Origin of the sequence: Mesorhizobium sp. INR15, from assembly GCF_015500075.1 — a bacterium.
Classification (GTDB): Bacteria; Pseudomonadota; Alphaproteobacteria; order Rhizobiales; family Rhizobiaceae; genus Mesorhizobium.
Genome location: NZ_CP045496.1, coordinates 2,283,295 through 2,303,449, shown reverse-complemented (window position 1 = coordinate 2,303,449; position 20,155 = coordinate 2,283,295). Strand labels below are relative to the sequence as shown.

Genomic DNA, 20,155 nt, shown 5'->3' with positions numbered 1-20,155 from the left:
CGGCCTAAAAAAATCAAACGAAATTGCTTCGCCGATCAATGAGCGTTAGTAATGGATCATGAATGTCCAGCGCCGTCTTTTGCCCAACATCAGCGCCCTTGCCGCCTTCGAGGCGGTGGCGCGTCTTGGCAGTTTCACCGCCGCCGCGCAGGAACTCGACCTGACTCAAGGGGCCGTCAGCCGGCAGATCAGGCTTTTGGAGGACCAGTTCGGCCGCCGCTTGTTCGAGCGCGACAGCCGCAATGTCAGGCTGTCGGGTGCGGGCGAAATCTATGCCGATGCTGTGCGTTCAGCGCTTGGCCAGTTGCGCGACGCAGCGCTTGGATTGATGAGCAATCGGCATAGCGGCATCTTGAACCTGGCCATTTTGCCAACCTTCGGCACGCGCTGGCTGATGCCGCTGATCCCGGATTTCGTCGAAAGCAATCCCGATATCACCATCAACTTCGTCACCCGCGTCGGCCGCTTCGACTTTACCAGGGAACGGCTGGATGCAGCCATCCACTATGGCTTGCCTGACTGGCCGGATGCCGATTCCACGTTGCTCGTGCGCGAGGTGGTGGCACCGGTGGTGTCGCCCGAGTTTCTGGCTGGCCGCCATATAGTGGCGCCAGCCGATATTGGCCGCTTGCCGCTGTTGCATATGGCGACACGTCCCGGGGCCTGGACCGAGTGGTTCGAGCATCAGGGATTGAGCGCGCCGACCGGGCCGGGCATGCAGTTCGAGCAGTTTGGCACCGCTGCCCAGGCCTGCATGGCCGGCCTGGGTGTCGCGCTGCTGCCGCAGATCCTCATATCGGGCGAGTTGCAGCGCGGCCAACTGGTGCCGGCGCCCGGCCGGCCGATGCAAAGCCGCAGCGCCTATTACCTCGTCGTGCCGCACGACAAACGCAGTCATCCACCGGTTGCCAGCTTTCGCGACTGGCTGCTGACGCATGTCGATACGTCGGCGGCCTGGCTTGCTCAGCCGCCGAAATAGCGGGGATGGTCAAGGTCGGCGATCAACCCGGCCTGCTTTGGCCGCCAGCCCAGCACATCCCTTGTCTTCTCACTCGAGGTCGGCCAATCCCTGCCGAAGAAATGTCCAACGAAGCCGAAATGACCGGCGGCCTCGTCGGCCGTCTTGCTGACAACCGGCAAGTTCAAGCGACGGCCGATAACTTCGGCGATCTCACGCGTCGGCACCCCTTCTTCGGCGACACCATGGTAACGCACGCCGCCGGTCCCTTTCTCCAGGGCGAGCCGGAACAATGTCGCGGCATCGAGCCTGTGAACGGCAGGCCAGCGGTTCGCACCATCGCCAATATAGGCCGAAACGCCCTTCTGGCGCGCCGCTGCGATCAGCATTGGAACGAAGCCATGATCGCCATCGCCATGGACGGAGGGCGAAAGACGCACCACCGACGCACGCACGCCACGCGCCGCCAGCGCCTCAGCGGCGGCTTCCGAGGCGCGCGGTATGGCGGCAGAAGCGGGAATAGGGTCGTTAGCCTCCGTCGCCACGCCGCCATCCCTGACCAGGGCCAGGCCAGACGTGACAAGCAGTGGCCGCTCGGAGCCCTCCAGCGCCGCGCCGATCGTCTCGATAACGCTCCGGTCCAATTCGCAACTGGCCGCGAACCTCGAAAAGTCGTGATTGAAACCGGTGTGGATCACGCCATCCACCTGCGCTGCGCCGCTGCGCAGGCTATCCAGGTCTTCGAGATCGCCGCGATGAGCCTCGGCGCCAGCAGCCACGAGCAAGTTTGCACCCGTATCCGAACGAGCAAGGCCAAGCACCTGATGACCCGCCGCAACCAGGTCCTGAACAACAGCGGACCCGACAAACCCGGTCGCCCCGGTAACGAAAACACGCATGACGATTTATCCTTGATCTGATTGAGGGCAGCGCCGTTGCAATCAAGGTAAGTGGTTGAGAAAATACGATCTATGCTCTAAGGTCCGTATTATCTTCGCAATCGTCCGGAAATGTCTATGGATCCTCTGTCAGACGTGCTGTCGCTGCTCAAGCCGCGCAATTACCTCTCGGCTGGCCTTGAAGCAGGCGGTGACTGGTCGATCCAGTTTCCCGACCAGCAGGCGGCCATCAAATGCGGCGCCGTGGTCTCCGGCCAGTGCTGGCTGTCCATGGACGGCGTTGCCGATGCAGTGCTGCTGGAGACAGGCGACTGCTTCCTGTTGCCGCGCGGGCGGCCTTTCCGCCTTGCCAGCGACATGGCCATGACGCCGGTCGATGCCCGCACGGTGTTTTCGCCCGCGCGCTCAGGCGGCATCACGTCCCACAATGGTGGCGGCGATTTCCTGCTGGTCAGCAGCCGTTTTGCCCTTGCCGGCGACCATGCCGGCATCCTGTTGCGGATGCTGCCATCCATCGTCCACATCCGGGGCAACTCGGCGCTGCGCTGGCCGGTGGAGCGGATGATGCAGGAATTGCGCGAGCACCGGCCCGGCGGCTTTCTGATTGTCGAGCACCTCGCCCACATGATTCTGATCGAGGCCCTGCGGCTGCATATGGCGGAAGGCATGAAGGGTGGCGTCGGCTGGCTCTTCGCCCTTTCGGATAGGCAGATGGGCACGGCGATCAGCGCCATGCATGACGATCCGGCACATGGCTGGACATTGCAGACGCTGGCGGAACGCGCCGGCATGTCGCGCTCGACCTTTGCCCTGCGGTTCAAGGAGACGGTCGGGACCCCTGCCATGGACTACCTGACGCGCTGGCGCATGTTCTTGGCCGGCGACAGGCTGGTGCATTCCAGCGATCCGGTTTCCACCATTGCCTTGTCGCTCGGCTATGAATCAGAAAGCGCCTTCAGCACGGCCTTCAAGCGGGTAATGGGTTGTTCGCCACGGCAATATGGCCGTGGCCGGGCTTCCGCGTCCGCGCCAAATGGCGAAGCGGAAGCCGCCAACGCCAATCGGCTCGCACGCGCAGCAAGCTGACCAGCATTGGCTACTTGCGCTTCAAGGCATCCGCCAATGCCGCGCCGAAAGCGCCTTGGCTCGCTGGTTTCTCAGGCTGGCGCTGCGGTGCCGGTGAGCGCGGCGCCGGCCTGCCCCCGGGATTGTCGCGCGGCCCGCCCTTCGAAGCGCCGCCGTCACCATCCTTGCGCATGGAAAGCGCGATGCGTTTGCGTTTGATATCGACATCGACGACGCGCACCTTGACCACGTCGCCGGCCTTGACCACCTCATGCGCGTCCTTGACGAAACGGTCGGCGAGCTGCGAGACATGCACCAGCCCGTCCTGATGCACGCCAATGTCGACGAAGGCGCCGAAGGCCGCGACATTGGTGACAGTGCCTTCGAGCTGCATGCCGGGTTTCAGGTCCTTGATATCGTCAATGCCGTCGGCGAAGGTCGCGGTCTTGAAGCCGGGGCGCGGGTCGCGGCCGGGCTTTTCCAGCTCCGCCAGGATGTCGCGCACTGTCGGCAAGCCAAAACGCTCGTCAACGAAGACGCGCGGATCGAGCGCCTTGAGTGCCGCACTGTCGCCCATCAGGGAACGCACATCGCGCCCGCAGGCAGCGACGATCTTCTTCGCCACGCCATAGGCCTCCGGATGCACCGATGATGCGTCAAGCGGTTCCGAGCCATTGGCAATGCGCAGGAAGCCGGCGCACTGCTCGAACGCCCGAGGTCCAAGCCGGGACACGTTGAGCAGCTCCCGGCGGCTGGCGAAGGGCCCGGTCGCATCGCGATGCGCGACGATGGCATCGGCCAGCGACGCGCCAAGGCCTGACACGCGCGCCAGCAGTGGCGCCGATGCCGTGTTGAGGTCGACCCCGACGGCGTTGACCGCGTCCTCGACCACCGCTTCCAGCGAGCGGCCGAGCCGGTACTGGTCGACATCGTGCTGGTACTGGCCGACGCCGATCGACTTGGGTTCGATCTTGACCAGTTCGGCCAGCGGATCCTGCAGGCGGCGCGCGATCGACACCGCGCCGCGCAGCGACACATCGAGGCCGGGAAATTCCGCCGCTGCCGTCGCCGAGGCCGAGTAGACCGAGGCGCCGGCCTCGGAGACGATCACCTTGAGCGGCTTCGGCCCGGAATCCGCGGGCATGTCGGCCAGCATGTCGGCGACCAGCTTTTCCGTCTCGCGGCTGCCGGTGCCATTGCCGATCGAAATCAGCTCCACCTTGTGCAGGCGGATGAGCTTCGCCAGTTCGGCCTGCGTGCCGCGCACATCGTTCTTGGGTGGAAACGGATAGACGGTCGTCGTCGTCAGCACCTTGCCGGTGCCATCCACCACCGCCACCTTGACGCCGGTGCGGATGCCCGGATCGAGCCCCATCGTGGCGCGCGAGCCTGCCGGCGCGGCGAGCAGCAGGTCCTTCAGGTTGCGGGCGAAGACGTGGATCGCCTCCTCCTCCGCCCGCTCGCGCAGGTCCCGCATCAGGTCGAGCGTCAGGTGCAGCGACAGCTTGATCCGCCAGGTCCAGCCAGCCACCTCCATCAGCCAGCGATCGCCCGGCAGGCTGGCACCGATGGCATAGGCATTGGCGATCATCCGCTCGACAGGCTTCACCGCCGACGTGTCGTCGGCATCGACCTCGATATCGAGCGACAGCACTTCCTCGTTGCGCCCGCGCAGCATCGCCAGCGCGCGGTGCGAGGGCACGTTGCCCCAGCGTTCGACATGCTCGAAATAGTCGGAGAATTTCGCGCCGGCCTCCTGCTTGCCGTCGACGACGCGGGCGCGCATGAAGGCGCGATCCTTCATGTAGGTCCGCAGCTTGCCGACCAGATCGGCATTCTCGGCGAACTGTTCGGACAGGATGTCACGCGCGCCGTCGAGCGCTGCCTTCACGTCCGCCACCTCTTCGGTCACATAAGTCAGCGCCAGCTCGGCCGGCACCAGCGAGCGGTTGGCAAGGATGGCTTCGGCCAGCGGTCCCAGACCACGCTCCCGCGCGATCTCGGCCTTGGTCCGCCGCTTCGGCTTGTAGGGCAGATAGATGTCTTCCAGCTCCGCCTTGGTGGTGGCGGCGGTGATCTTGCCTTCGAGTTCGTCTGTCAGCTTGCCCTGTTCGCGGATGGAACCAAGGATGGTGTCACGGCGCGCGTCGAGCTCGCGCAGATAAACGAGGCGCTCGGCAAGGTCGCGCAACTGCGTGTCGTCAAGCCCACCGGTGACCTCCTTGCGGTAGCGCGCCACGAACGGCACCGTCGCCCCCTCGTCGAGCAGTCCGATCGCTGCCGCCGCCTGTTCGGGCCGCGCCTTGATCTCGACCGCGATGAGGGCTGCGATGCGCTTGATGTCGGATGCCATGTCGTTCCTGCTGCTCGCCAAAAGAGCGGCGACCATAAGCGCGGAGCTTCAGTCCGCCAACTGTGGCGTTTTCATTGACGCCACGGGTCCACAGGAAAGCGTGACGTCAGGATTGATCAGACCATCCGGCTCAGCGCCTCGAAAAAGGCAACGATCTCGAGATCGAGGATGTCGTCGACCGGTTCCGGCTGCGACGACATCTTGGCAATCACGACCTCGGCTTTCGGGTCGACATAGAGCCATTGGCCATGAATGCCGATGCCGCAATAGGCGCCGCTGGAATTGCCCGTCTGGTACCATTTGTTGCGATAACGCCCCTTGGGGAACAGCGGCAGCATCGCGCCGCGCTGCCACGCCTCCGCACTGCCGCCGGTGACCGTGGTATCGCGCACCCAGGCCTCCTGCACGACACGGCGGCCGTTGGCCGTGCCGCCTTGCCGCATCATTTCGCCGACGCGCGCCAGGTCGCGCGGTGTCACCGAAATGCCACCGGCGGTGCGCGCAGTGCCTTCCATATCGACGCCGATCGAAGCCTCGCTGACGGCGCCCAGCGGTATCCACAGTTTCTCGCGCATCAGGTCGATGAAGCGCTCTCCGGAAGCACGTTCGAGCAGCAGGCCGAGCATATCGGAATTGGGCGAGCGGTAGCGAAAGGTCTGGCCATGCGGCTCGGCAAGCCGCTGCAGCGTCAGGATGAATTCGCGCAGGCTTTCCGTGCCGCCGCCGGGATTCCACAGCGTCGCGCGGCGATAGCGGGCGAAGGCGCTTTCCGGATCGAGATAGGCCTCCTCGAAGTCGAGGCTGACGCTCATGTCGAGCACATGGCGCGCGCTGGCGTCGCCATAGGCGGAACCAGCCGCTTCCGGAATGTAACGCGTCACCGGGGCCTCGGGATCGAACACGCCCTCGCCTTCCAGAATTCCGGCAACGATTGCCGTCAGCGACTTGCTGATCGAAAAGATGATGTGGCGGGCGCCGAAATCCATATGCGGCGCGAACCAGTCACCAACGATCCTGCCGCCCTTCATCACCGTCAGTGCGTCCGTGTTGGAGCGCACGAGGAATTCAACCACCGTTTCTGGTGCACTTGCCACCGTGACGTTGTCGCCAAGCAGGCCACCCAGATCCTGTATGGCCGCCTCGGCACCGCCTGCCGCCGCCACACGCGCGGTCGGCACCACTTCGCCGAGGTTCTGGAATGACCAACGGTTGAACGGATTTTCACGCCAATTGGAGAGAAGCACCTCGTTGCGGCGGAAGCCGTACCTGGTTTCGAACGCGGTCTTGCCGGTCATGGCGTTTCCTTCCGGATCTTCTGGTTTAGCCGAGCGCGGCGGCGATGGCGTGCACGGCTTTCACCGTTGCCACTGAGTAGGCGACATTGCTGAAATCCGGGAAGGTCGAAAGCTTCACCACCACCATGCGGGTATGCCAGTCGATGTGGATCATCTGCCCGAACACGCCCCGGCACATCAGCGCGCGTGAGCGCGGATCCTCGATCCAGAACTGGTTGCGATAGCTGCCCTCGGGCAGGCTGGGACTGAAATCCGGCCCGTGCCTGCCGTTGCGCGTCGCCTCGATCCAGTCGGCCGGCACCACGCCGCCGCCATTGTCGAGGATCAACTGGCCGAAGCGGCCATAGTCGCGCAGTGTGGCATTGAAGCCGCCATCGGCCAGCGCATAGCCGGCGCTGTCGACGGTGAAGCAGGCGCTCTCCTCGGCGCCGAGTTTTTGCCAAAGCTCCTCGGAGACCAACTGCGCCAGCCGCTTGCCAGTCACCCGCTCCATGAGGAAGGCAAGCACGTCGGTCTCGACCGAGCGATATTCGAAAGCCGCGCCATGCGGACGGGTCGTTTCCTTCAATCCAAGGATCAGCTCGAACATGTGCGAGGGCCAGCGGAAGTCGGGATCGCTGCCTGGCGGCACCGGCTTCCAGCCGGTCGCGACATCGACTTGGCCGATATCGGAATAGGCGTCGGTATACTCCTCGGAAAAGCGCACGCCGGTGGTCATGTCGAGCACATGCTGGACACTAGCGCCGGCCCAGCCTGTGGCGCCAAGCTCGGGCAGGTAGGTTGTAACCGGGAGGGCCGGGTCGATCAGCCTACGTCCGACCAATATGCCAAACACCGAGCCGGTGACGGATTTCGCCATCGACTGCGACAGATGCAGCGTGCGCTCGCCCATGCCGTTGAAATAGCGCTCATAGGCTATCTTGCCATCCTTGAGCACGAGGAAGCCGTCGGTATAGGTCTCGTCGAGCAGGCCGGCGAGTGTCGTCGGCGCGCCTGTGCTGTCCCCGACCGGCAATGCATCGAGATCGACCTCGGCCCGCTCGAAGCGGTGGCGATGGCCGTTACCGCGCCAGACTTCGGCGGTCGGCAGAAACTCCCTGATGTGCTGGAACGCCCAGCGGTTCCACGGCGGCCGGTCCCAGTCGAGCTTCGGCGGCACCATGGCCGGCGGCGACCCTTGCATGATCGGCGGCCGCGCCTCGCTGTTGCGGTAGGATTCCATGAAAGCCGAGCCCCGATGAACATGAAAACGGGCCCGGCGGCGTCTGCCGCCGGGCCCGTCGTGGACCCCTTACTTCTGCAGTTCGGTCCAGATCTTGGTGTAGACGTCCTGCAATTCCGGCGAGCACAATCTTTGCAGCTCGGCATGCGGCTTGTCGGCGGCCGGGATGACAACCTCGGGCGCATCCTTCATGTCGGCCGGCATGTACTTGTCCGAACCGGTGATGGCATTGGCATAACGATGGAAGGCCGAGAGGCCGGCCGCGTTTTCCGGATCCATGATGAAGTTCTGGAACAGCTTGGCGTTGTCGACATTCTTGGCTTCCTTGAGAACGACCACGTTGTCGCTCCACAGGCCAAAGCCTTCCTTCGGATAGTTGTAGTGGATGGCCGGGTTGGCCAGCCGCTGGCGCAGGGCGGAGCCGTTCCAGTCGCTGGTTGCCTTGAAGTCGCCGGCGCCCATCTTCTCGATGGTGTTGTATTCCATGGCGATCCAGTTCGGCTTGGCCGCCACCAGCAGGTCACGCACCTTCTTCAGCACAGCCTTGTCGTCGGTGCATTGCTGTCCGCCGACATATTTGATCGCGGCGAAGATGACGTCGTTCATTTCGGGAACGACATTGACCTTGCCCTTCAGCTCATCCGGCGTGTTGAAGATGATGCCCCAGCTGTCCGCCGGACCTTTGTAGGTGTCGGTATTGACCACAACGCCGACAGTGCCCAGGGCCCACGGCACAGAATATTTGCGGCCTGGATCGAAGTCGGGATTGGCCCATTCCGGCGCCACGTTCTTGAAGTTCTCCATCTTGCCTGGATCGGTCTCGAGCACGAGGCCTTCCTTGATCCAGATCGGCACGTAGGTCTGGGACGGCACGGCGATGTCGAAACCGGTGCCGCCCTGGCGCACCTTGGCCAGCGCGGTATCGTTTGAATCGTAGTCGGTGATCGTGACCTTGATGTTGTATTTCGCTTCGAACTTCTTGATCACGTCAGGGCTGGTGTAGTTGCCCCAATTGTAGATGTTCAGAACGCCGTCGGCGCGCGCAAGGCCCGTCGAAGCGAACAACGCCAATCCCATGGCGGTCGCGGTTGTCTTCCAGTTCATGGTTTTAACTCCCATTGTCGGTTTCAGTCTCGTTTCCTGCTGACGAAGAAAAACAACGTGACGATCGCGACCGAAAGCAGCAGGAAAGCGGTCGATATCGCGTTGATCTCGGGTGTAATGCCTCGGCGGATCTGGCCGAGCATATAGGTAGGCAGCGTGTCCTGGCCGCCCGACTTGACGAATTCGGTGATGACGACATCGTCAAGCGAGATGACGAAGGCAAGCATCAGGCCGGCGAGAATGCCGGGCCACAAGAGTGGCAGCGTGATGCGCCTGAAGGTTCGCCATGGCGTCGCGTAGAGATCGGCGGCGGCGCGCTCCAGCGTCAGGTCCATGTTTTCAAGACGCGCCCTGATCGGCAGGTAGGCGAAGGGAATGCAGAAAGCCGTGTGTGCGGCGATCAGATAGCCGAGGCCGGAATAACCGGTGAGGATCTTGATACGCGAGAAGAAGATCAGCAAGGCAACGCCGGTGACGATCTCCGGCACCATCAGCGGCTGGTTGATCGCCGCGTATTTAAACGTCAGCCCCGGATAGGATGCCGTTCGCGTCGTGGCGAGTGCCGCCATGGTGGCGAAGATGGTCGAAAACACCGCCGCGAAGGCGCCGATCTGGAAGGAGCGCAAGGTTGCATCGATGACCTGCGTGTTCTGCCATGCCGACTGGAACCATTTGAACGAGAACCCGCCCCATTCGGAGGTCGAGCTCGCTGCGTTGAAGGCATAGATGACCAGCACGAAGATCGGCAGGTAGAGCACGACGAAGCAGGTCGCGGCGATCGCGGTGAAGCCCGGCTGGTGCTTTATGGAGAAGTTTTTAGCCATGACGCACCCCCGACTTGCCGGCATTGCGCACATAGAAAAGCAGTGCGCCCATGACGATGATCATCACCGCGATCGACAGCGCCGAACCAAGCGGCCAGTTGCGGCCCTGCCCGAACTGCAATTCGATCAGGTTGGAGAGCATCATGTTCTTGCCGCCGCCAAGCACGCTTGGCGTCACGTAGGCGCCAAGTGCGGGAATGAAGACCAGGATGGACCCGGCGATGACGCCAGGCTTGACCAGCGGGAAAATGATCCGCCGCAGCACCTGGAACCGTGTCGCGTAGAGGTCATAGCCTGCTTCTACCAGGCGGAAGTCGAGCTTCTCCATGCTGGCGTAGATCGGCAGCACCATCAGCGGCAGGTAGACGTAGGCCATGCCGATCAGGATCGCGGTGTCGGTATAGAGGATCTGGATCGGTGCCGAGATGATGCCGAGCTTGAGCAGGATGGTGTTGATGATGCCCTCGTTGCGGATGATCTGCAGCACCGCGAAAGTGCGGATGAGAAGGTTGGTCCAGAACGGGATGGTGATCAGGAACAGCCAGAGATCACGGGTCTTTTCGCTGCGTGTCGCCATGAAATAAGCGGTCGGGAAGCCAAGCGCCAAGGTAGCGATTGTCGTGATCACCGAAAGCTTGATCGAACGCAGGAAGATGTTGACGTGAGCGGCGGCAATGGAAAGCGTGTCGTCGAAAATGTCACGCTCCAGAAACACCGCCACCCAGGCTTCCGGCGAGAATTGCCACTTCACGTCGCCATAGGATCCAGGCGTCAGGAAGGAATAGACGAGCACGATCAGCAACGGGCCTGTCGCGGCGAGAAAAATGATCAGCAGCGCCGGCGCTGACAAAAGCCAGCGGTCACGGATATCGCGCCGCTCGGCTGCCTTGGCGACTTCCTCTGCGGTCGCCATCGTCAGTCCTTCAAGACCTGGGCGGCATCGCCGCCGATGATGATGCCGACCTGGCCACCTTGCACGATGCCGTCACCGGCACCACGGCTGTTCTGGCGCCGCACGATGAAGGTCCCGCCATCGGCGAGGCGCAAGTGAAAATGCGTGTCGGTACCGAGATAGACGATGTTCTCGACCGTACCCGACAGCGAAGCGCCGGAGCTTGCCGCGCTCAGTTGTGCATGTTCGGGGCGCACGACGATGGTCACAGTGCCTGTCGGCGTCAGGCCTTCCGGCAGCGAGGCCGGGATTTCCGCACCCGACGACAGCTTGACCGTCGCCTTGCCCGCCGTCACACCCACCACCTCGGCCTTGAGGAAATTGGATTCACCGATGAAGTCGGCGACGAAACGCACCGCCGGCTTGTCGTAGATGTCGCGCGGCGAGCCGACCTGCAGGATCTTGCCCGACGACATCACCGCGATGCGGTCCGACATCGTCAGCGCTTCTTCCTGGTCATGGGTAACGAAGATGAAGGTGATGCCGGTCTCGTGCTGCAGCCGCTTCAGCTCGATCTGCATTTCCTTGCGCAGCTTGTAGTCGAGCGCCGAAAGCGGCTCGTCGAGCAGCAGCACCTTCGGCTGCGGCGCCAGTGCGCGGGCCAATGCCACGCGCTGTTGCTGGCCACCTGAGATCTGGCTAGTGCGCCGGTTTGCCAGCGCCTCCATCTGCACCAGCTTCAGCATCTCGGCGACACGCGCCTTGATCTCGGCCTTCGGCTTGCCCAGCATTTCCAGGCCAAAGCCGATATTGTCGGCGACCGTCATGTGCGGGAACAGAGCGTAGGACTGGAAGACGGTGTTGACCGGCCGCTTGAAGGGCGGCAGCGGCGCGATGTCCTGGCCATAGAGCAGGATTTCGCCGGCGGTTGGGAAGTCGAACCCGGCGATCAGCCGCAGCAGTGTGGTCTTGCCGCAGCCGGATGGTCCAAGAAGGGTGAAGAACTCGTTCTCGCGGATCGACACCGAGACCGTGTCGAGGGCCGCGACCTGCCCCTCACCCGATCCAAAAATTTTACTGACTTTTACGACTTCAATTGCATTCCTATCCGGTTTTTCCGGCACGATTTCGCCTCGCTGTTGACCCCGCTCTTGCTGGCGGAGCTCTTCCCCTGTTGGATGTGAACACATGGCCGGTATGTTGGCAAGCCCGGCACTGAATCACAGTTCAGTTAGCAATATTGGCTAGCAAGCCTCATGCCGCAGTCATGCTTGGTAGGTAATTTTCCCGCCACAAATCGTTGTCACCGGCCGCACTTTGTGCAGCGCTTCCGGCGCCGTCGCTTCCATATCGGCCGAAAGCACGACCAGGTCGGCCATGTAGCCTGGCCTCAGCTTTCCCTTGCGATGCTCGGCGAATTCGGCGTAGGCGCCCTCGACGGTGTAGCCGGCGAGCGCCTCGTGCAGCGAGAAGCTCTGGTCCGGGTCGTCTTCCGCCCATGGTTTGCGCAGCACGGCCGCCTGGATGCCCAGGATCGGGTCGATCGGCGATACCGGCCAGTCCGACGCGAAGACAACATGCGCGCCGGCATCCTTCAGCGTCCGCCAGGCATAGCTCAGCGGCCAGCGCTCCTTGCCGATGCGCGACACGGTCGGCTCCAGCGGAAAATCCATGGCGCCGGGCGGATGCGGCGGCTGCATCGAGGCGATGACGCCAAGCTCGGCAAAGCGCGGCACGTCGGCTGTTGTGGTGACCTCGATATGCTCGACCCGGTGGCGGCTGTCGCGCTTGCCATTGGCCTTCCGCGCCGCCTCATAGCCATCGAGCACGGCGCGCACCGCGCCGTCGCCGATCGAATGCACCGCGATCTGCAGCCCACGCTTGTCGACGGCAACCGCGAGATCGATGAATTGTTGCGGCGTGAACAGTGGCTCGCCCACCCAGTCCGCGCGGTCGGCATAGGGCTCGACCATGACCGCTGTCCAGGAGTCCAGCACGCCATCGTAGAACACCTTGACCATGCCCGATGACAACCATTCGCTGTCATAGCGCTCAGCCATCGTCGACGCTTTCTCCAGCATGTCGAGCGTCATGAAATTCTTGTAGTGGAACGGTATCTGCGCCCTGCAGGACAGGCCTTCCTCCGCCTCGATCTCCGCCAGCAGTTCGAGCTGATAGAGGTTGCCGTCCATGTTCTGGATCGAGGTAATGCCATGCTTGGCGCACCAGGCGAGCCCGCGCCGCATGATGTCACGGTCGGCGGCACGCTCGGCCGCGGTCGGTGCGGGGTTCGGCTCGCCGCCGGTTGATAGCCCCAGCCGCACCCGGCCTTCGCCGGCAAGATCGAGCACCGGACCGAAGGCTTCGCCCTCGCGCAACTCACCCGCTGCCAGGCCGTCGTCAGCCATGACGATCTCATTGCCAGGCCCGAGCGTGCGCCCATGCAGGATGCCGGCCATTTCCAGCGCCTTGGTGTTGGCCCACATCGTGTGATGATCGGGCGCGGCCATGCAGAAGGGGCGACCGGGCAGGATGGCGTCGAGATGATGGCGCGTCACCCGCTCGTCGCCAAGCACCGTATAGTCGACGCCTTGCCCGACCAGCATTTTCGCGTCGGGCCGTGTCGTTGCGTAGTCGCGGATCGCCACTTGCAAGGCTTCGAATCCGTGAACGCCCGACAGTTGCAGATGGGCGAGTTCGGCCGCACCCGAGAAAAGATGCATATGGGCTTCGATGAAGCCGGGGATCACAGAACCACCCTTGGCGTCGATGACCTTGGTGGCTGGTCCCTTCAACGCTTCGATGGAGGCACGGCTGCCAATGGCGATGATAGTGCCGTCCTTGACGGCAACAGCCTCGGCGGCCGGATTGTCATGGTCCATGGTCAACACGTGACCGTTGACGATGATCAGATCCGCATTGTGACCCGCACCTGTGACAGACATCGCGACTCCGCGCTTTGACGACTGACTGTGACCGGCAACCTCGTGCCCAGCGATCCGCCGCTCCGCTGAAGCGACGCCATGGGACAAAAATGATGCCAGCGCGCTGTCTTCGAAATTCCCCTTGTTATCCCTGGAGACAGCGTGGATAAAGAATGCGACTAATTATTCGCGTTTGTCAACACGCGGAATCTGCAATGCATTGTGGACAGCATCCTCGGCTTGTGGTGAGACCGGACGGGGAATGAGGACATCAGGCCGTGAAGCGCAGTCTCGACCGCAAAACCAAAATAGCGCTCGAACCACGCAAGCAGCCGCGGCAACAGCGGTCGAGCAAGGTGGTCGACCGGATTCTGGACGCGGCGCTGATCTTGACGCGGGAGCAAGGAACCAGGACGCCAACGACGCTCGCGATTGCGCAGCGCGCCGGCTTGTCGGTCGGCTCGATCTACCAGTACTTTCCCAACAAGGAAGCCATTCTCCTGGACCTCGCCCGGCGCTGGCTGTCATCCTTTCCCGAGGTAATCGCGAAGCGCATCAAGGTCCCCCCGCCCACCACCCGCGAAGAGTTTCGGCGCGACGTGCGCAAGCTCTTCATCGACACCTCCAGGCTGTATCTCGAAAACGCCAGCCTGATGCCGGTCATCGAGGCTATTTCAGGCAACGCCGACCTCAGGCCGATCCAGAACGAGTATGACGACCAGATCATCGCCCTCTACGCCGCATGGCTGAAGCATGTGAACCGGGACCTTGCGGACAAGGTCGCAAACCGGCTCGGCATGTTGGTCATGGAGGTCGGGCACGCCTGCCGGCTTGCCGGGTTGAAAAAGGACCGCAGGACCTACGACCTTATCGAGGACGACGTGGAAACCATGTGGCTCGCTTTGGTGACCCCTCATCTCAATCTTGACTAATCCAGCCCTTCGAGAGGAATTTCATGAAGACAGTTTATTCGCCCCTTCACGCCGGCCATGCCGGCCAAATGGAACTCGTTACATCCGCCATCGTGCCGGGTTTCGAAATGCCCTCGCGGGCCGAGTTCATCAAGGCGCGCGTCGAAAGCGAGAAACTTGGCCCCATCATCCTGCCGCTTGAGCACGATCTCAGCGCCGCCAAGCGCGTCCACAAGGCCGACTATATCGACTTCCTGCCGACTGTGTGGCCGCGATGGACGGCTGAAGGCCATACAGGCACCGCGATGCCATTCACCTGGCCAACGCGCGGCCTGCGCGGCGACGTGCCCCCGCAGCGCATCGACGCCTTGCTTGGCTATTACTCCTTTGATGGCGGCGCCACTTTCGTCGAGGGCACATGGGATGCAATCAAGTCGTCCTATGACGTGGCGCTGACCGCTGCCGGCCTCGTCAAGGGCGGCGAGACATCGGCCTTCGCATTGTGCCGCCCGCCGGGCCATCACGCCGGTGCCGCCTTCATGGGCGGCTATTGCTTCATCAACAACGCAGCTGTTGCCGCGCAATGGTTCCGCGACCAGGGCGCCAAACGCGTCTCGATCCTCGACGTCGACTATCACCATGGCAACGGCACGCAGGAAATCTTCTATGACCGCGCCGACATCCAGGTCATCAACCTGCATGGCGATCCGATGGTCGAATATCCGTTCTTCCTCGGCCATGCCGACGAGCGCGGCGAAGGCGAAGGCGAAGGCTTCAACATCAACTATCCGATGCCGTTCGGCACCGGCTGGGATGCCTGGAGCGCTTCGCTGGAGGATGCCTGCGCCAAGCTCGCCGCCTATGCGCCGGATGTCGTTGTCGTCTCGCTCGGCGTCGATACGTTCGAGAAGGACCCGATCAGCCAGTTCAAGCTGAAGAGCGCTGACTATCCGAAGATCGGCCAGCGTATCGCCAAGCTCGGCCTGCCGACGCTGTTCGTCCAGGAAGGCGGCTATGCCGTCGAGGAGATCGGCATCAACGCCGTCGGCGTGCTCACCGGTTTCGAAGGCAGGTAACAGCGAGGGCCGGGCGACAGCACCGCCCGGCCCTCGCATTCAATCAGGTCGCGGCACCAGCGCTGGGCGCCGCGACGGGTGCGCCCGCCTTGCGCGAGCGGCCGAGGTAATAGACCGCCGCCGCCGCGATCAGGCCGGCGGCCAGGATGCCCGCCGCCAGCAGCGGCCGATACCAGAACCAGGCGATGGCCATCGTTGTCGTGCCGACCAGGATCGCCAGGAAGAAGGCGATGATGCCAGTGCCCATCCGCGCCATGCTGCCCAGGAACGGTATCACGTCGAGGATCACGCCGATCGGGCTCAGGAACAGGGCAAAGCCGATCGTCAGCAGCAGCAGGCCGGCGGCGCGCAGCAGCCAGGTAATCAGCGTGTTTTCGGAGACCGCCTCGGCGAACATCTTGTCGGCCGGCACGTTGCCGGTGTCGACCATCAGCAACGCATCGCCGGCTTCTGTCTGGTAGGGCTCGAAGCGGCTGCCGGCCTGGCGCGCGACGATGCTGACCACGCCGAGCGGCGCCAGTTCGTAGCCGATGCGGTAGTCGCCCAGCGCAGGCGTTGTCGTATCCGTGCCGAGATAGATTTTGCCGTCGACGATGCTGAGCGGCTTGGCGCCGGTATAGGCGGACTTGATCGCCGCCGACTGATCGGACGACAGCGCATACGCCTTGTCGCCCTCGATCCGGTCAAGCACCGGCTGGTCGAGCGTGAAAGCGCCGAGCTTGCCTTCCGGAATCTGGAAGGTCCTGCTGTGGATTGCCATCGGCGGATTCTGGTGGCCGTCCGGCTTCTTGAAATCCGACGAGTCGATCTGGCTGTCATCCCACACCTTCGAATAACTGTAGGTGGTCACCGTCTCTTCGCCGCCACCGAGCTTCTTCTCCGTCTCGGATTTGGACTCCTCCTTCCACTGGTACATTTCGGCCGTGCGCGACAGCCGCAGCCCTTGCGCCGCGATGCCGAAGTCCGGATCGGCGACCCCGCTGTCAGCCGCCACCGGCCCGCTGACATGCACCAGCTTGCCCTCATTGGCGGCGGCGACACTGTCGGTGCCTGTCGAGATCACGGCGCCCGCCCCTTCGGCCAGCGAGCGCGCCGTCTGCACCGCGCGCCCCTCGTTCCAGAACAGGCCGATCACCATCAGCACGATCAGCAACAGGCCAAAGACGACCCCGCCAACCGCGCGCTTGATCCGCCCGAACCACGAGACGGATGTAACTTCCCGAAATGAATCGCTCATCGTTTCCCCCGAAACATTGCTGTCAAAAATTGCACGCGGCCAGCGGCCGCGCGTTCAATAGCCTAGTCGGCGTGAATCCGCGCGCCGCAATCCTTGCCGCTGACACAGGAATGCACCGCCCTGGTCGTGCCGCCATCGCCAACCCGCCACGGCGAGGCGGACAGCGGCGCCTGTTGCTTGCCGCCGAGAAGATCCAGCGCACGCATCGCGGTCTGCTCCTCTTCACCGCCGCGCTTCACGACTTCGACGTCCTTGAGCCCGATCGCGGCCAGCTGCGGCATCACCACATCCGGATCGCCCGCCACGACGATCAGCGAAGGGTCCAGTGACGACAAGGCCAAGGCCTGTTTCTGCACCGCGTCCAGGGTGAGTTTCGTGCGGGCCGTCATCCGGTTCTGCTGGTCTTCCAGCGTCGACCCGCCGCCAACGGCACCGATCAGCGAGCTGAACAGGCCGGCCGATGTTTCCGCCGATCCAGCCAATGCGCGGCGATAGACCGTCACGGTGCGGTCGACCTCGTCTTGCGCTACCGGCAAGGTCGTCAATCCGGCAAATCCCTTCAGGATTTCGGTGATCGCCGGACCAGTGTTGGCGCGCTCGACGGTGGTTGCCACCACCAGACCGGAACCCGCTTTCATCGGGCTCAGCAGGTAGCTCGACACGCCATAGGAATAGCCCTTCTCCTCGCGGATCACCGAATTCAGGCGGCTGGAAAAATCGTCGCCGAGCAGATTGGCGACCGCGGTCGATTCCGCGCGCTCGCCTTCGTCGGAACCGGGTGCGGGCCGCGCCACGAACAGCGCCGACTGGCTGGCACCGGGTTCCGGCACCAGCAGGATTTTGTGTCCGCCGCCAAAACGCGCCGGCGGCGACGGCTCTTCGGTATAGCCGGCTGTATTGTCCGCCCATGTCCCGAACGCCTTTTCAAGGCTTGCCGCCACGGTCGCGACCGGCACGGGGCCGACGCTGAAGAATGTCACCGACTTTGGCTTGAACACCCTCTTGAAGGCACCCTTGGCATCGTCGAGCGAAATCGACGCCAGCGCCTTCGCCGACCAGTCGATTGCCGCCTTGCCGGGCACTTGGCGAACCAGCGCGGCCTTCGCCGCACGGCCGGCGACAGCAGGCAGATCGGCCTCACGGCCATTCAGCCAGTCGGCGGTTTGCGCCATCAGCACACTCCAGTCGGCCTTGTCGAAGCGCGGCTTCAGCACCGCGTCGGCAAGCAGGCCGATGCCTTGGTCAAGCTTTTTCGGCGGTACGCCAAGTGTCATCGTGGTGGTCAGGTTTCCGGCCTGGTAGCCAACGCCGGCGCCGATATCGCTGGCCGCCTTGGCGAAGTCAGCCGAGCCGCGCTCGCCAGCACCTCGCGTCGCCATGCTCGCGGCAAGCTCCAGCAGACCTTCCTTGCCTTCCGGCACACTGTTCCAGCCGCCTTCCGCACTCGCCGCGACATAGACCATCGGCGCTTCCGGCATCGTGTAGTGAACGAGCTTGATGCCATTCGAAAGCGTGGCCGTCTCCATGACCGGCAGCGTTGCTGTCGGCGCTTCGCCGGCAGGGTGCTTTGGAATATCGATCGCCGCCCGCTCCGGCGCCGTGAACGGACGCGGTGTACCCGACGATCCGATCAGCGCGTCGGGGTAACCGCCGCGCGGGCCGGGTTTCAACACCAGCACGCTGGCTTCCTCCGGCTTCAGCAGCCGCTTGATCGTCGCCTCGATTTCCGCGACGCTGACATTCTTGACATGCGGATCATCGACCAGCGCGCTCTGCGCGTCGCCCAGAATGTCGGCATTGTAGGAGACGGTGCCGGCGCGGTCCTTCAGCGCCTCGCTGCCAAGCCGCGTGGCCAGCAAGATGCCGTTGCGCGCACGTTCCACATCAGCCTGATCCAGCGGCGTCTTTTCGAAATCCGCGAAGGCGGCTTTCATCGCACTTTCGAGCACTTCAGGCGTCACGCCCTCCGCGGCACCGGCCTCGAAGGTGAAGCGGCCGCCGAGCAATCCGCCTGTCCAGCTCGCGCTGGCATAGGTGGCGACCCCCTGCTCCGAAACCAGCCGGTTGCGCAGGAAACCATACTCACCATTGCCCATCAGCTCGGCGGCAATGCTGAGCGCGCCGTTGTCGGGTGATTGCGCCGCCGGACCGCTGAAGCCCATCACGACGACGGGAGACGGCACACGGTCCTCGAGCACCAGCTTGAGCCGGGCCTGGGTTGGTTCGGGTATTGCTGGCCGCACCACATCGGCACCGCGCGCCACCCTGCCGAACGTGTCGGCGATTAATGCCTTGGTGTCGTCGATCTTGAGGTCGCCGACCAGCACCAGAACCGCGTTGTTGGGCAGGTAGTAGGTGTTGAAGAAGCCGCGCACGTCGTCGAGCGTCGCCGCGTCGAGATCGGCGACCGAGCCGATGACCATGCGGCTATAGGGATGCGGCTTGGGGAACAGGCCGGACCAGAAGGCCTCCCAACCGGATGCGCCGGCTTTGTCGAGCACATTCTGGCGCATCTCGTTCTTCACCACCGAGCGCTGCAGATCGAGCTTTGCCTGCGTCACCGAACGGCCGAGATTGGCCATGCGGTCGGCTTCCAGCGACAGGATCATCGGCAGCGACGACGACAGCCCGTCGACATAGAAGACCGTGCCGTCCTCGGTGGTCCAGGCATTGATCTCATTGCCCAGGGCCGCATGCGCGCCGAACACATTCGGCCAGGCCGGGGTACCGGAAAACATCAAGTGCTCGAACAGATGCGCGAAGCCGGAACGGCCCGCCGGTTCGTTCATCGAACCGACACGATAGCGCAGGTTCATCACCACCTTCGGCGCGCGATGGTCAGGCACCAGCACCACCTGCAGCCCGTTGTCGAGCGCATAGGTGACGATCGGCTCGGCCTTGGCGGACTCTGCCACCAACGCGCCGCCACAAAGTAAGAACATCAGCGTGAACGCCAGGAAAACCTGCTTCATCATCAACCCCCATGGCGATGGCCGCGAAACAGCGCCATCTATGCCGCCCTGCACAGCCGAAGGGACGCCCATCCCTTCCAGCCGCCGAAAACCTACCGGAATCGATCGGCTTTCGATACGGCAGGTTTGCAACAAGCTCCGGCTTTTTCGTGTCGAACTTCAGCAACCCAAGGCGGCAAAAGGCCTTGAGGGCCGCCGCTGAGTCGCGAGGGAGTCCACCAGATTCGATTTTGTCAAATCGCGTTTGATGTCGGATTCATCTGCGGGTAGATTAGAAACGAATCAGCCGGTCCTGGGGGGCACGGCGACCACCCAAAGTCTCAAGTTCCGGAGTTTTCCGGCGCCAGACGCGGAAGGTTTCGCGTTCCCTGCAAGGATTCGGGCCTGATTGGGCGCGGTTGTGCGCCCTGAGTGTGTCTTCGT

15 protein-coding genes are annotated in these 20,155 nt (G+C 63.4%); 4 read left to right on the top strand and 11 right to left on the bottom strand.

All coding sequences use genetic code 11. The features are described 5' to 3' along the window. Window positions 1–58 precede the first annotated feature (58 nt). Window positions 59–979, top strand: coding sequence for a LysR family transcriptional regulator (locus tag GA829_RS11200; protein ID WP_195178563.1), 921 nt, complete (start codon window positions 59–61; stop codon window positions 977–979). Here GA829_RS11200 and GA829_RS11195 read toward each other — a convergent pair. Then, entirely contained in the window at window positions 964–1,857 is an 894-nt protein-coding gene (locus GA829_RS11195; RefSeq protein WP_195178562.1) for an SDR family oxidoreductase, read from the bottom strand. The genes GA829_RS11200 and GA829_RS11195 overlap by 16 nt on opposite strands. 117 nt (window positions 1,858–1,974) lie before the next feature. Between GA829_RS11195 and GA829_RS11190 the strand changes: the two genes are divergently transcribed. Further along, window positions 1,975–2,943 (top strand): AraC family transcriptional regulator, encoded by a 969-nt coding sequence (locus GA829_RS11190; protein ID WP_195178561.1) that lies wholly within the window; start codon window positions 1,975–1,977, stop codon window positions 2,941–2,943. Between the two features lie 10 nt (window positions 2,944–2,953). On the opposite strand, the gene GA829_RS11185 is transcribed toward GA829_RS11190, so the two are convergent. The 8 genes from GA829_RS11185 to GA829_RS11150 all read right to left on the bottom strand — a co-directional run bounded on the left by GA829_RS11185 (window position 2,954) and on the right by GA829_RS11150 (window position 13,557). After that, the gene (locus GA829_RS11185) at window positions 2,954–5,275 is read right to left on the bottom strand and encodes a Tex family protein (RefSeq protein ID WP_195178560.1); all 2,322 of its coding nucleotides are present in this window, start codon (window positions 5,273–5,275) and stop codon (window positions 2,954–2,956) included. 116 nt (window positions 5,276–5,391) lie between these two features. Further along, on the bottom strand, window positions 5,392–6,570 hold the full coding sequence (locus tag GA829_RS11180; RefSeq protein ID WP_195178559.1) for a serine hydrolase domain-containing protein: 1,179 nt from the start codon (window positions 6,568–6,570) through the stop codon (window positions 5,392–5,394). Window positions 6,571–6,595: 25 nt separating this feature from the next. Next, a complete protein-coding gene (locus GA829_RS11175) occupies window positions 6,596–7,792 on the bottom strand; it encodes a serine hydrolase domain-containing protein (protein ID WP_195178558.1) in 1,197 nt (398 codons plus the stop codon). Between the two features lie 69 nt (window positions 7,793–7,861). Beyond that, entirely contained in the window at window positions 7,862–8,896 is a 1,035-nt protein-coding gene (locus tag GA829_RS11170; protein WP_195178557.1) for an extracellular solute-binding protein, read from the bottom strand. Window positions 8,897–8,919: 23 nt separating this feature from the next. Beyond that, the gene (locus tag GA829_RS11165) at window positions 8,920–9,720 is read right to left on the bottom strand and encodes an ABC transporter permease (RefSeq protein WP_195178556.1); all 801 of its coding nucleotides are present in this window, start codon (window positions 9,718–9,720) and stop codon (window positions 8,920–8,922) included. Continuing rightward, window positions 9,713–10,633 (bottom strand): ABC transporter permease, encoded by a 921-nt coding sequence (locus GA829_RS11160; RefSeq protein WP_195178555.1) that lies wholly within the window; start codon window positions 10,631–10,633, stop codon window positions 9,713–9,715. The genes GA829_RS11165 and GA829_RS11160 overlap by 8 nt, the downstream gene beginning before the upstream one ends. Before the next feature lie 2 nt (window positions 10,634–10,635). Next, window positions 10,636–11,736, bottom strand: a complete 1,101-nt coding sequence (locus GA829_RS11155; RefSeq protein WP_195178554.1) for an ABC transporter ATP-binding protein — start codon at window positions 11,734–11,736, stop codon at window positions 10,636–10,638. Between the two features lie 141 nt (window positions 11,737–11,877). Further along, a complete protein-coding gene (locus GA829_RS11150) occupies window positions 11,878–13,557 on the bottom strand; it encodes an amidohydrolase (protein WP_195178553.1) in 1,680 nt (559 codons plus the stop codon). Window positions 13,558–13,814: 257 nt separating this feature from the next. Between GA829_RS11150 and GA829_RS11145 the strand changes: the two genes are divergently transcribed. Next, a complete protein-coding gene (locus tag GA829_RS11145) occupies window positions 13,815–14,468 on the top strand; it encodes a TetR/AcrR family transcriptional regulator (protein ID WP_195178552.1) in 654 nt (217 codons plus the stop codon). A 23-nt stretch (window positions 14,469–14,491) separates the two neighbouring features. Then, window positions 14,492–15,523 (top strand): histone deacetylase family protein, encoded by a 1,032-nt coding sequence (locus tag GA829_RS11140; protein ID WP_195178551.1) that lies wholly within the window; start codon window positions 14,492–14,494, stop codon window positions 15,521–15,523. 43 nt (window positions 15,524–15,566) lie between these two features. On the opposite strand, the gene GA829_RS11135 is transcribed toward GA829_RS11140, so the two are convergent. Then, window positions 15,567–16,760 (bottom strand): TMEM43 family protein, encoded by a 1,194-nt coding sequence (locus GA829_RS11135; protein WP_195178550.1) that lies wholly within the window; start codon window positions 16,758–16,760, stop codon window positions 15,567–15,569. 62 nt (window positions 16,761–16,822) lie between these two features. After that, a complete protein-coding gene (locus tag GA829_RS11130) occupies window positions 16,823–19,732 on the bottom strand; it encodes a M16 family metallopeptidase (RefSeq protein WP_195178549.1) in 2,910 nt (969 codons plus the stop codon). Window positions 19,733–20,155: the final 423 nt, after the last annotated feature.

What these genes read in the sequence shown, in the direction of transcription:
- GA829_RS11135 (WP_195178550.1), bottom strand. Translation starts at nt 16,760, where the DNA reads ATGAGCGATTCATTTCGGGAAGTTACATCCGTCTCGTGGTTCGGGCGG.
- GA829_RS11160 (WP_195178555.1), bottom strand. Translation starts at nt 10,633, where the DNA reads ATGGCGACCGCAGAGGAAGTCGCCAAGGCAGCCGAGCGGCGCGATATC.
- GA829_RS11180 (WP_195178559.1), bottom strand. Translation starts at nt 6,570, where the DNA reads ATGACCGGCAAGACCGCGTTCGAAACCAGGTACGGCTTCCGCCGCAAC.
- GA829_RS11170 (WP_195178557.1), bottom strand. Translation starts at nt 8,896, where the DNA reads ATGAACTGGAAGACAACCGCGACCGCCATGGGATTGGCGTTGTTCGCT.
- GA829_RS11165 (WP_195178556.1), bottom strand. Translation starts at nt 9,720, where the DNA reads ATGGCTAAAAACTTCTCCATAAAGCACCAGCCGGGCTTCACCGCGATC.
- GA829_RS11200 (WP_195178563.1), top strand. Translation starts at nt 59, where the DNA reads ATGAATGTCCAGCGCCGTCTTTTGCCCAACATCAGCGCCCTTGCCGCC.
- GA829_RS11195 (WP_195178562.1), bottom strand. Translation starts at nt 1,857, where the DNA reads ATGCGTGTTTTCGTTACCGGGGCGACCGGGTTTGTCGGGTCCGCTGTT.
- GA829_RS11175 (WP_195178558.1), bottom strand. Translation starts at nt 7,792, where the DNA reads ATGGAATCCTACCGCAACAGCGAGGCGCGGCCGCCGATCATGCAAGGG.
- GA829_RS11150 (WP_195178553.1), bottom strand. Translation starts at nt 13,557, where the DNA reads ATGTCTGTCACAGGTGCGGGTCACAATGCGGATCTGATCATCGTCAAC.
- GA829_RS11130 (WP_195178549.1), bottom strand. Translation starts at nt 19,732, where the DNA reads ATGAAGCAGGTTTTCCTGGCGTTCACGCTGATGTTCTTACTTTGTGGC.
- GA829_RS11190 (WP_195178561.1), top strand. Translation starts at nt 1,975, where the DNA reads ATGGATCCTCTGTCAGACGTGCTGTCGCTGCTCAAGCCGCGCAATTAC.
- GA829_RS11185 (WP_195178560.1), bottom strand. Translation starts at nt 5,275, where the DNA reads ATGGCATCCGACATCAAGCGCATCGCAGCCCTCATCGCGGTCGAGATC.
- GA829_RS11140 (WP_195178551.1), top strand. Translation starts at nt 14,492, where the DNA reads ATGAAGACAGTTTATTCGCCCCTTCACGCCGGCCATGCCGGCCAAATG.